Source organism: Nostoc sp. DedVER02, assembly GCF_034530675.2.
Lineage (GTDB): Bacteria > Cyanobacteriota > Cyanobacteriia > Cyanobacteriales > Nostocaceae > Nostoc.
Genome location: NZ_JAVRCP020000011.1, coordinates 171,228 through 182,631 on the forward strand (window position 1 = coordinate 171,228; position 11,404 = coordinate 182,631).

Here is an 11,404-nt window from a genome sequence, read left to right on the forward strand (position 1 = left end):
ATTACTGAAGTTTTATAACTCCACAATTGTGTAACTAACGATACATAAATTCTGGACTGCCCAAAATTAAAGCACTATGAATTTGAGGGGAACTAGAGGCGATCGCTTTCTGCGTTTTCATTGACAAAGAATTGCCCAATGTATTAATTAGTTGCCAAGGGTCTATATGCATATTAGGAGAATTTTGTAAAGGTATTTGCCCTGTATAAATTGTCTCTTGTCCCGGTGTTTTATCCCTCTCTTCCATATTTGTGGGGATGCTTGATAGGGGTAAATTTCCACTAGCGATCGCCTCAGCAAAACTGAGACGGCGATTCATGGCATCAGGATTTAACCACACATCTGCTGTATTTTTGTAACCGTCTGGAGTTTGGCAACCGTATAGGGGCATTCCTAACTGTTGCAGCAGATTAGAGATTGGTTTTGTGTTATTTACTTCCACACCTGTGGCTCGTACCGCAGAGATAGCGAATTGAAGTGGTGTTTTAAACTTGGCATTAAAATTTTTTGCATCCCAGAATTCCCGGCTGTGGAATAGAGTGTTGAGAAGCTCACGAATATTGCCATCAGTGGCAAGATAACGTTGTGTTAGATTGTTTACTAGAGTAGTTGGGGGAACATCGCTAACAAAATATTGAGCTATCTGATAGCTAATGTGATGTGCAGTCGCCGGACTACGGGCCAAAATATCTAAAGCTTCCTCGCCTTGGGCTTCACCACCGCTTTTTATTGTGTGTCCCAGAAAAACTTTGTCGCTAAAATCATGACGCTTTGGATTGAAATAAAATCCGAAATTATTATCTGTCTGCTGACCGGGACGACTGAAGCCCCAACCACTTAAAATTCGCGCCAGAGCAATCACATCTTGTTGAGTATACCCTCCGTCTACGCCGAGAGTGTGTAGCTCCATCAGTTCGCGGGCATAGTTCTCATTCAAACCTCGAATATTACCTTGGGCATCAGGGCGGCTATCAGCCCGATTTTGGAAGTTGTCTAGATAATACTGCATAGCTGGATGATGAGCGGTTGCTCCTAATAAGTCACGAAAGCGGCCCAAAGCGTAAGGTCGAATTGCCTGTTGTTCATAAGCTCCCACCCAGAGGCGATCGCGTCCTTTAGCAGCATCCACATTAAAATGGTTGTACCAAAAGTCCACCATCACTTCCTGGAGTTGTCGCTGACTGCTAGTTGCCTCTAATAATCGCGCCTGGACTGCTCGATCTAGCACCTGTTTAGCCTTTTGGTTGGCAGCTTTTCTTTCAGACTGGGTGGGTTTTTGTCCTGGAAGATTTGTTGTGCCATATTCTAAAAGTTCCACCGGATTCAAGTGGAGAGTATCTAGCTGCTTTAGTTGGCTGGTGAGACTTTGCGGTTCGGGAATCGATTCGGGTGAGAGTTGCTCCTGAATGTATCGCTCTACACCCATAGACTGCACTCTTTGCACGTCTCCCGGACGAGGGCCAAAACTGAGGCGATTAATTATATGTAATACCTTTGGATCAACAGGTGTGGAGGCTGCATTACTGGGGGCAATTCCTCCTAGTAAGAGCAACAGCAACACCACCCAATATTTCGGCTTTACAGTCATAGAGTTAATTTTGTCGTGCTGGAGGATTTTTCTTATACATGCGATCGGCAAATTTCTGCCGTTGCTCTGGGTTCAAGATTTCCCGGATGGCAAGGGTATTTTCAAACTGCATATCAGCAAGTTGCTGCTTTACAAGCTTAATTTGGTTATATTTACCCCTGACTTGCTCTTTAGTAGCTGTCCCTACTATCAAATCGTGTAATTCCTGTTGTCCTTGACGTATCTCTTGTGATTTTTGGGCTATCTGCTGTTTAGATTGATTGCGAATTTCCTTAATCTGTTGCAGTTGTTGAGATGTCAAATTTAAATCCTTGAGCCATCCCACTGATTTACCAGGATTTGGATGAGGTATAGTGGGGGTTTGGGCAATGACTTGGCGTGAAAGTAAAGTTGGCTTGGCCAGAGCAATAGTGCTACCAAGTGCAACCATCGCCACCGTCAAAATGGAAACACGACGGATTAACATTAAAGCGATCTCCTATTCAGTATCTAAGTCTGTAGAATGCCATACATCACTTTCCAGATGTTGGTTACTGACTGTACCTTGCCAATTACTTTCAATAAAGGCTTCTAATGTAGCAAGTTCAGCCGGACTCGGTTGAGCCGGTATAAAGGCACGGTAGCCAACTATGGCAGCGACTAATCCAGCAGCAACAGGCAGAACTAACCTCAACCTTGAATAGTGGCGTAAGGGTGACAAAGGCCAAGCTTTCACCTGTTGTAAAATTTGTTGTTCTAAATCCGGCGAGGCTGGCGGAACTTCTTGGCGATGTTGGCGCAGAAAATTAATTAGGTCAGAATCGTCATTAGGCAACTTTGTCATAGCTGTACTCCTTGGTTTTGGAGAAATTGACGCATGGCAGCACGAGCATGAAATAGGCGTGATTTAACTGTTCCTAGTGGAATGTCTAGGATTTGTGCAATCTCTTTTTGAGGTACTTCTTCCAAATCATGCAAAACCAATATCGTGCGATGGTCAAAACTTAGGTTTGCTAGTCCCCGTTGCACAAGGTCTTGATAATGCAGATTCATTAACTCTGGGGCTTCTTGTTGGGTAGGAGTTTTTTCAGTCAGAATCTGTAACTGAGTTCGCCTTTTAATATCTGCCTGTCGTTGGTCACAAGCCACGTTCCAAGCGATTCGGTACAGCCAAGTGGAAAATTTTGCTGTTTGGCGAAACTTGGGCAATCCCTTCCAGGCTTGCAGAAACACTTCCTGCACCAGATCGTCCAGACTGGCAGAAGTACAGAGTTTGTAGAGGATTGACCTCACTCTTTGCTGATGGCGACGGTAAAGCTGACCGTAGCTTTGGGTATCACCTCGCAGACACTGCTGCACTAGATAACTGTCAGATTCGCTTTCTGATTCACCAATCAATGAATTTGCTTTTGAAACCTCGGCGGGCACAACTAACACTTGAGGCGTTCTCCTCTATTCGTTTGTTGCTTGTATTTATTTAGACCGGATGAATGTGAAAAAGGTTCAAATGAGTTAGAAGTTGGAAAAAACAAAACTATGTTAAGAAAGTCCAATTGAACTAAAACCCTTTTTTCTTCTGCCTTCTGCCTGATCCCAACTAAAAATATTTACGCAGTTATACTTATCTGCTTAGTATTTTTTGAAAGCCTTATCTGCTAATTGAACCTTTTGTAAAAGCAAGAAGTCTAAAACTATAGATTTCTGGTTCAATCAAAGGTATATCTTTATGAACATGAAAAGAATTCTCTCATCTTGTTTGTTAGGCGTTTTGCTAACTTCGAGTGTTTTAGCAGAGCGTGCATCTGCTCAAGTAGAAGTAATTTTGGGAAACAATCACCAACATGAGTGGCGCGAACGAGAACAAAGGAGGCTAGCATGGCAACGTAGAGAGCGCGAAGAACGTGAGCGCCGTGAATGGCAACGTAGACAACATGAGAAACGGGAATGGCGCTTCAGACATGAGTATGACTATCGATAAGAACTCACGCTCAGTTAAGAGATTAGCACTTAATACACTAGCTCGATAAAGAGTAGAAGGGAAGTTACTGCTTCCCTTCTTTGCGATATAGGGTATGAGGCATTCCTTTGCCACGCTTTTCTGGCTCCTTGGGAAACATATCCTCAAATAACTTCGTAATCTTTAGACTCGGTGTTAGAGGTAGAAGCTGCGGCTTTCTTCTCACTAATGTACAGTCAAGGCTGATTTTTGCGATCGCCAAAAGGTGAATGCACCGTGTCTTGAAATTTTTCTTCGCCTTTTGATGATTAAAGTTATGCGCTAAAAATAAGAATCAACTTTCTGAAGGGAGACATACCAAGGAGTTAGTGTAATATATTAAGGAATTTGGGGAGATGCGATAATTTTTATTGAAGTTTATAGTTAAGTTTCTACAAGATTATCTAGCGTTAATTATTTACGCTTGGTGGAATTGACAATTTTCACCTGTGGATAAATTTTTTGTGAGACTTAAGTAGAGATTCTAAACGCTTTGCTATAAATAACCTCTAAACCAATCTGTTAAACACATTTACATCAAATTACTTATGACTAATAGCATTGATTTAACAGAAATTACTTTACCTAAAACTATCAAATTAAAACTGGGATTTTCAGATGATATACATTTAGTCTCCTCAAGTTCAGGAACTTATTTAGATTTTGACCAGGATTTGCAGTTAAATTTAGACAAAATTTTTAGCATTCATAGTACAGTTTCGTACATAAACGTGGCACTTGATAGAATCATTGTTGAAGTATTTGGCAAACATGAAATTAGAATATCTTCACCAAAATATAAAATTCATAAAACTTCTCAAGAAGTAGAACTCAGCTTTAAAGGATTACTAAATAACCAAAGTATTGAATTATTTTTTGGCAAGCAAACCACATTAAAATATAAATTAGACGAAGATTTTATTTTTAGTAACCTAGCGAGTCAACTTCCTATTATCAACGATTTAAAATTAAGCAACCCAGAGCTAATTATCACTGAGACTGAATATTCCTTTAAACATTCAAAATTGGGTTGCATTAACTTAAGCAGAGGATTCAACTTTATTGGAAATATTGATTTCAATAATCTCCAGACAAATTTCAGCAGTTTTATTCATAGAAGCTTAGGAATTGGGTGCTTAGGAGCGGTAATTAACTTTAATCCGGCAGGACAGGTTAGTTTAACAGGTAATATTGCAGGCGATATTCAGCTATTTTCCCAGCAACAATTTAAAGCTACTTTTAATAACTTGCTCATAGGGTTAAATATTGGGGCTGATTTAGAGCCAAACTTTGGATTAACTGGAAATTTGATTCTGCAAGGCTACGATCCCACCCAAGAAAAAGAACCTAAGTTATTTCTCTCTGGTAGTCTATCTCTCGAACCTGAATCTTTAACAGCATACTTTTGTCAACAAGGTGAAAAATCTTGGTGTAATCCCTATGGATTGGTAGGAACTGAACTTCGCAATATCAGGTTTCAAGGAGGCGGAACGTATTTACCTCCTTACTTTGATAACTTTGGCTTCATTGGTGATTTGAAATGGGAAAAAATAGACATTGAGGTAGCTTTTCTAATGGACACTAATGATCCTGAAAGATTAGCTTTAATTTTAAATCCCAAGGAAGCGGTTAGCTTAATAGATTTGTGGCGGGGGCCAGTCGCTTCCTTTCTTAGGAAACAAGTAGGTTATTCAACCGATTTAATTAACAAAGCACTAGGGTTTTTAGAAAGCTTAGTGAACTTAAATATCGAATCAATTGATGGGGATGGAGACGGAAAAATTAATGCTTTAATTAAATATGTTCCTTTTCCAACAATAATTGCGGCTCAAGCGATATCAGAAGGTTTAGAAATTAATGGCAAAATTAATGCTTGGGGGCATGAGGCAATCTTAATCCTTCAAGGAGATAAAAGTTTTAATAATATCTCTGGTTCATTAAAAGTTCTAGAAATTGATTTAGGATTTCTGAAAATTAAGGGAACGGATGACGATAGCTTAGATTTATCTTTAAAGGTAACGCCTAGTGAGCAGTATCTTCAAGGAGATGGTTATCTAGAAATCCTTGACAACGAAATTGCGAATGTTGAATTTAAAATTACCCCTACCAATACTACCTTTAAAAACTTTGACCTGAGTTTAGGAAATCTGTTGAGTATTGATGTTGATGCTTTGAGTCTCGACATAAAATCTGGTAGCGGTAGTGGTTTAGGAACAATTTCAGTTTTTGGGAATACCCTAGCTGGCATTATCTTTGATGTTACTCAAAATAGTGTCAATCTGAGGGATGTTCGGCTGAGTTTAGCAGGTTTTTTGACTTTGACTATTCCGAACCTCACAGTTAATTTGAAGAATCAAAGTGCAACAGGAACAGCAAATATTATTGCTTTTAATCAATCTTTGGGTAGCGGCACTTTATCATTTAACACTCAGAACGTTTCAATTAATAATGTAGCTCTTAATTTAGGCAATATTATAAAGCTTAATGTTCCGAGTTTTAAACTTGATTTAACTAATAAAAAGGTTTTTGGTTTAGGCGATGTTACTCTCTTAGGCAAACAATTCACGGCGTTAGGTATCAGCCTGAACGAGAGCGGATTTCAAGCTACAAGTAATTTCAATTTTAGCATTTTAGCTTTTAACGGCGCTACAGTCACTTTGAGCAAAGGAGCTAATGGTAATATCAATAATTCTGCCAGTATTGCAGGAAGCCTCAAGTTTTTAGGCTACACCTTTGCCAATATCACGGCTAGCATTACTAGCAGCCAATTAATTGCATCGGGTAGTTTTAATTTTGGTGGTATTGTAATACTTAAAGGAGCAAATAATCGAAGGAATGCGACAATAACGCTTAACAGAGCAAAAAACGGACTGTACAATTGGGTTACTATTATGGGTAGCTTTTATGTGTTGGGTCAGGAGTTAACATCACTCACTATCAGTCACAATAATAATACTTTAAAAATTTTAGGTATGCACATTATCAGAAAGCCCAACCATTCAAAAGGAATACATAAGTAAAGTAAAAACAAGTTAAATTTAAGATAACTTATACAGACTTATACCAATTTAATGTGAAGCTGCACTAAATGAGTAACTCTCTATTCTTCTTGGCGCTCTTGGCGTCCTTGGCGGTTCGTTTAATATTCTGTACATCTTCATACAGAATTGGTATTAATATTTTCCCTAGATTTTTTAAGTTACTATTACAAGCATGAAAAAAGTATTAATTGATTTTTGTACCAGCAATTCTCTGATTTTTGTCGCTTATTAAAAATTTTAATTTATCAATTTCAATAATTTCATAATTCTCTATTATAAATATAGAGTATATGCTAGCTATCATATCTGCCAAATCTACTCTAGATAATATCAGTAATTGCAAATTGAAAAATGATTTAGGAACAGTTTTAACAATTAAACATAATCTTCTATCATTTACGTGCCATACACCAGTAAATTTATTACCCGTGATAAATTCGCTGGGTTTAGATAAAAGAAACGTTTGAATTCTAGTTTGCTCATAAGTCATATTATCTTTAAATTCAATAGAAATTTTTTCCCAATTTGTATTAAAACGCCATTTTCCAAAAAGTAAAATTTCTATTTCTGTATCAGACAGATTCATATTATTCATTGGCTTTCTTCCCTATATTAAATAATGTGCGATTCACTCATGGTAAAGTTTCATGACAAGTTTTGGCACGAGTAAAAAATAAATGCATTTGCCATACTAGCCAAGATCCAACTCGCCAAGCTGCCATTGATAGGGGGGCTGTAGATGAATGTGAAGGTATGTCTAATATATTTTGGTCATAATGTAACCATTTAACTGGTAGATGTCCCATCGGTGTCGTTGGGGATAATTTAAAAGTTAGTTGGTCGTAATTTAACCAGTTTCCCTCTTTTCGCCAACCCAGGCGATCGCCAAGTCTTTTTTCTGTTTCATAATCTATTTGACCGCCTATTTCGTTCCAAATACTTTGCTGAACACTAAAGCCAAAGTAACCATGACTGTATTGTTGCCAAAGTCGATCAATTTTATGAAAAGCTTCACATGAAAAGTTAAGAATATCCTGTTTATAAACTTCATTCCAATCATTCTTACCCATGACTTGTAGGATTAATTTAGCTGTTTCAATATCAGCTTCTTGCCACTTGTACTGCGTAAGAAGGTTTTGCAATTTACTGTAATCAATATTCCAATTATTTTGAAATTCTGTGGTAAGCTCAATATGAATATTAGGTTGTTCCGTCAATTCTGTTCTCTCTATGAAAAGTTGAGAATAATCAGAAATAATATCTGTTTCTTCTATCCCTAGAACTTTTTTTTGAGCAACCAGTTGAGTAGACATATAATTAGATATTAGGTAAATCGCTTGATTTAAAGTTATCTCATCTTTACTTAAATCAAAGTCATGAGCCTGCAAATCTAATAGTTTTGACTGAAAAAAAGCATCTTGCAGTCTATCTTTTTTATCATAACTTGCCACTAATAAATTGAGTATGTCATGAGATATCGTACTAGTATCTTGTATCGTTAATAAATTAGCTTGGGAATTTAGAGTACTACTTGCTAAATTTTGAATTTCTCCTACAATTGCGTAAAAATCTGCATCTACTTTTACTACATCATCTATTAAAGATTGAAACGGACTAAAGTAATCTTGTAGAGACTTTTCTAGATTAATTGCTGTTTCAGCTATTTTTGCTATTTCTTGACGAATTTTTGTAGCTTTGACTTGGTATTCATAAATTTCTTGATATACCTCTATATCTTTAAGTATTTTCTGAATAGCTTGCTTTTGATTTTTGGTATCTTCCGCTAAATTTTTAATTCCTTCACTGAGTAACTTTACTTTTTCTAAAATTAAAAAGTTAGTATTGCTTAACAGCAAAATAGATTTTAAATTTTCTTCTTCTTCCCATTTTAACTTGTCAATTATTTGAGAATTTTTATAATTTTTTATCTCTAGCTTATTTCTTTCTTCATTTACTTTTTTAATTTCATCATATTTTTGGTTAAACAAATTTTTCCAGTCGTCTATAAATTTTAATAAAAAATTTTGATAACTAGTTTTATAATTTTCTAAAAAATCCAGAAGTTGAGTATAATCTCTAATTAATAATTTAACCTCCGCTAAAGTTTCTCCTTGACTAATTTCTTTTTTCCATTTGATTATTCCCCAAAAATAAGAATGATATTTAGTGCCTTCTTTAATTAAGCTTTGGTATTTTCTAATCTCCCTTTGAACTTTTTTTATTTTTGGGTTTTTTAAAGTAGGAAATTTGTAATGTGTTTCATAAATCGTAATAGATTCATAAGTAACTAATTGTTTTTGCTTTCTAGTTAGCATCACTTATTTTGAAATGTACAAATAGTTACTAAACTCTTACCCATTTCAATACCTCCGGGTTTTTGTTATAGTGGTAGGTTACACCATCCTTAGTAGTCACAGACTTTTCTTGACTAGCCTTGCTTCTGATCGTAGTAAGAGAATAGTCTGTTAATGTCTGAAGCTCTTTATGAGAAAGTCCTATAATTGTAGCGTTTACTGCTGATCCTAGCTTTATTTTGAGTTCATCTTTCGGATAAATCTCTATCGTAATTTGCTCCTTTTCAACTGGTTTAATAATAATCCCTTTTTGCAATTGATAATCTGGCATAGAAACAAGTTGCCAATTAGATTCTTGTGAAAGTTCTAACACCCATTGATGATAATTAAATAAGCTTTCTCTATGACCAACGCTGATAAAAGTTGTTTTTGTTGATTGTAACTGTTGATATAAATTACCTTCGTTATTTAAATCTAAAGCGCTTGTTGCTTCATCTAAGATAGTGAAACTAGGGTGTGTAATTAATAGTCGTGCAAAAGCGAGGCGTTGTTGTTCTCCTAACGACAATATATTTTCCCAAGGAACTTCTGTATCAAGGCCATCGACGCGGGTAAGTAAGTGTTGCAGGTTAACTTGTTGCAAAATGTGTTCAAGTTCGCGATCGCTCATTTTCTTATCTGTGTGAGGATAGAGCAACTGTTGGCGCAAAGACCCTAAAATGATATAAGGGCGCTGGGGTAAGAATAATACTTCTTTTAAGGGAGGACGCACTAGACGACCAGTTCCCGCATTCCATAAACCAGCGATCGCTCTCAACAAGGAACTTTTTCCCCTACCACTTGGCCCAACAATCAATAACCCTTCGCCTCGCTCAACAACAAATGACAAATTTTCAACAATCACCTGTTCATAATTTGGTGTTTGTAAAGTGACATTCTCAAAAGCTAAACGTTCTTCTTCTAGAATTTGAATAGTACTGACGTTCTCTGGTTGTTTGTTAGCAGCGTGTAGTGCATCTGAAAATTCCGCTAAACGCTTTACATAACCAGAAAATCGCCCAGAAATTCCAAACTCTGATATTAGTTCTCCTAGAGCATTAGAAAACATAAAGCAAGCAAAACTAGCTTGGTTAATTTGTCCATAATCAATTTGATCTTGAAGAAATAAAGGTGTAAGAATGAACATCGAGAATACGCTAATAGCAGACTGATATGCTCTACCAAAAGCGTCTTGTCCTCTCTCCAAATTCAGCCTGCGTTCAGCAGTGTTTAAAACATTATTAAATCGGCGCTGAATTATATTGAATTCTTCATCTTCTCCTTGAAAAAAAGCGATTGATTCAGCGTGATTACGAACATGAGTTAAGCAATATGCAAAATCTGCTTTAAATGCAATTTCTTCTTGGTTAACTTTATTTATTCCTTGATTTAAGTAAACAGCTATTAAATTACCTACAATTGTATAAATAACTAAATAAATTGCGATTTGTGAAGAAATTATCCATATAATTATCAAAGCGCTTCCCATTTCTAAAGATTTTTCTAGTAAAGAAGAAGAGAATCTCAAGCCAATACTAGCAATGGGTTCTATTTCTTGGGATAAGCGTTGATCTGGATTATCTATATCAGATTTGAAATTGATTTTATAATAAGCTTGATTGCTTAAATATTTTTCTAAAACATGAAGATTGAGCCATTTATACCAGTCAAGAATTACTTTTTTTTTGACATACCTCAAAAGAGTTACTAACAAAACCATCCCAACAATAATGAAACTGGACAGCCATAAAGTACTATTATATTTATCAAGGTCTCTCTGTTCAATAACGATATCAATTACATAACGATTCCAGTAACTATTGGCAGCATTTGCACCGACAATTATGACTATTAATAATATTAAGAGAATGAGCATTCCCCATGAGCGAATCACATCTGAAAATGCTCTTCCTTCTGCTTTTGTTGGATACCAATAAGGCCCGGCAACTACTTTCACATCCTGCCAAAATTGAATTAAGGCTGAAAAAGGATTTGTTGTATTTTGCTCACGCACAGATGGAGTTTGCATATTCTAAAAATGTAGCCGTTACTAATTACACTAGGAATTTTGAAATGGCCTTGGAAAATCAAGTGATACCATTTCACTTTAAGGTTGATACGAATAGGGAGCAGGGGGGAAAGAATTAGAGATAAATTATTTGTATCAGGTATTTCGTGAAATGGTATGAGACTCAGAGATCATTTTTCCTTTTAGAGAATATCTGAGAACTTTTATGGTGTTGTATTCGAGATTTGTAGCTCTCCCTAAATTCCCCTTTTTAAGGAGGAATTTAATTAAATTTCCTCCTTTTTAAAGGGGAGCCTGCTTTAACCCTGTTAGCGTTAAAGCAGGCTAGCGACGTGAGCTAGGGGGGATCAAATCGAATGCACTAGTAGTCTGCCAACCCAAAAATGCGCTTGTGAGGGCTGGGGAAAGGGGAAAGGGAAAAGGGTAAGGGATTTAAAC

The 11,404-nt window shown here is 36.5% G+C and carries 9 protein-coding genes; 2 read left to right on the plus strand and 7 right to left on the minus strand.

Annotation, left to right across the window (positions count from 1 at the left end; all coding sequences use genetic code 11):
- Positions 1 to 34 precede the first annotated feature (34 nt).
- From RMZ41_RS13900 to RMZ41_RS13915, 4 genes are read right to left on the minus strand one after another with little or no spacing between them, the layout of a single operon-like run.
- The gene (locus RMZ41_RS13900) at positions 35 to 1,588 is read right to left on the minus strand and encodes a DUF1800 domain-containing protein (RefSeq protein WP_322644592.1); all 1,554 of its coding nucleotides are present in this window, start codon (positions 1,586 to 1,588) and stop codon (positions 35 to 37) included.
- Positions 1,589 to 1,592: 4 nt separating this feature from the next.
- On the minus strand, positions 1,593 to 2,054 hold the full coding sequence (locus RMZ41_RS13905; RefSeq protein WP_322644591.1) for a Spy/CpxP family protein refolding chaperone: 462 nt from the start codon (positions 2,052 to 2,054) through the stop codon (positions 1,593 to 1,595).
- A 12-nt stretch (positions 2,055 to 2,066) separates the two neighbouring features.
- Positions 2,067 to 2,411, minus strand: coding sequence for a hypothetical protein (locus RMZ41_RS13910; protein ID WP_322644590.1), 345 nt, complete (start codon positions 2,409 to 2,411; stop codon positions 2,067 to 2,069).
- Positions 2,408 to 3,004, minus strand: coding sequence for a sigma-70 family RNA polymerase sigma factor (locus RMZ41_RS13915; protein WP_322644589.1), 597 nt, complete (start codon positions 3,002 to 3,004; stop codon positions 2,408 to 2,410). The genes RMZ41_RS13910 and RMZ41_RS13915 overlap by 4 nt, the downstream gene beginning before the upstream one ends.
- 289 nt (positions 3,005 to 3,293) lie before the next feature.
- On the opposite strand from RMZ41_RS13915, the gene RMZ41_RS13920 reads away from it, so the two are divergent.
- Positions 3,294 to 3,545: a hypothetical protein gene (locus tag RMZ41_RS13920; protein ID WP_322644588.1), complete on the plus strand. Its 252-nt coding sequence runs from the start codon at positions 3,294 to 3,296 to the stop codon at positions 3,543 to 3,545.
- Between the two features lie 566 nt (positions 3,546 to 4,111).
- Positions 4,112 to 6,583, plus strand: coding sequence for a hypothetical protein (locus RMZ41_RS13925; RefSeq protein ID WP_322644587.1), 2,472 nt, complete (start codon positions 4,112 to 4,114; stop codon positions 6,581 to 6,583).
- Between the two features lie 205 nt (positions 6,584 to 6,788).
- On the opposite strand, the gene RMZ41_RS13930 is transcribed toward RMZ41_RS13925, so the two are convergent.
- The 3 genes from RMZ41_RS13930 to RMZ41_RS13940 are packed head-to-tail and all read right to left on the minus strand — an operon-like array spanning position 6,789 to position 10,966.
- Positions 6,789 to 7,199 (minus strand): hypothetical protein, encoded by a 411-nt coding sequence (locus RMZ41_RS13930; RefSeq protein ID WP_322644586.1) that lies wholly within the window; start codon positions 7,197 to 7,199, stop codon positions 6,789 to 6,791.
- 37 nt (positions 7,200 to 7,236) lie between these two features.
- Positions 7,237 to 8,919, minus strand: a complete 1,683-nt coding sequence (locus RMZ41_RS13935; protein ID WP_322644585.1) for a GUN4 domain-containing protein — start codon at positions 8,917 to 8,919, stop codon at positions 7,237 to 7,239.
- 28 nt (positions 8,920 to 8,947) lie between these two features.
- Positions 8,948 to 10,966 (minus strand): ABC transporter ATP-binding protein/permease, encoded by a 2,019-nt coding sequence (locus RMZ41_RS13940; RefSeq protein WP_322644584.1) that lies wholly within the window; start codon positions 10,964 to 10,966, stop codon positions 8,948 to 8,950.
- Between the last annotated feature and the right edge of the window lie 438 nt (positions 10,967 to 11,404).

What these genes read in the sequence shown, in the direction of transcription:
- RMZ41_RS13940 (WP_322644584.1), bottom strand. Translation starts at nt 10,966, where the DNA reads ATGCAAACTCCATCTGTGCGTGAGCAAAATACAACAAATCCTTTTTCA.
- RMZ41_RS13920 (WP_322644588.1), top strand. Translation starts at nt 3,294, where the DNA reads ATGAACATGAAAAGAATTCTCTCATCTTGTTTGTTAGGCGTTTTGCTA.
- RMZ41_RS13935 (WP_322644585.1), bottom strand. Translation starts at nt 8,919, where the DNA reads ATGCTAACTAGAAAGCAAAAACAATTAGTTACTTATGAATCTATTACG.
- RMZ41_RS13925 (WP_322644587.1), top strand. Translation starts at nt 4,112, where the DNA reads ATGACTAATAGCATTGATTTAACAGAAATTACTTTACCTAAAACTATC.
- RMZ41_RS13910 (WP_322644590.1), bottom strand. Translation starts at nt 2,411, where the DNA reads ATGACAAAGTTGCCTAATGACGATTCTGACCTAATTAATTTTCTGCGC.
- RMZ41_RS13905 (WP_322644591.1), bottom strand. Translation starts at nt 2,054, where the DNA reads ATGTTAATCCGTCGTGTTTCCATTTTGACGGTGGCGATGGTTGCACTT.
- RMZ41_RS13930 (WP_322644586.1), bottom strand. Translation starts at nt 7,199, where the DNA reads ATGAATAATATGAATCTGTCTGATACAGAAATAGAAATTTTACTTTTT.
- RMZ41_RS13900 (WP_322644592.1), bottom strand. Translation starts at nt 1,588, where the DNA reads ATGACTGTAAAGCCGAAATATTGGGTGGTGTTGCTGTTGCTCTTACTA.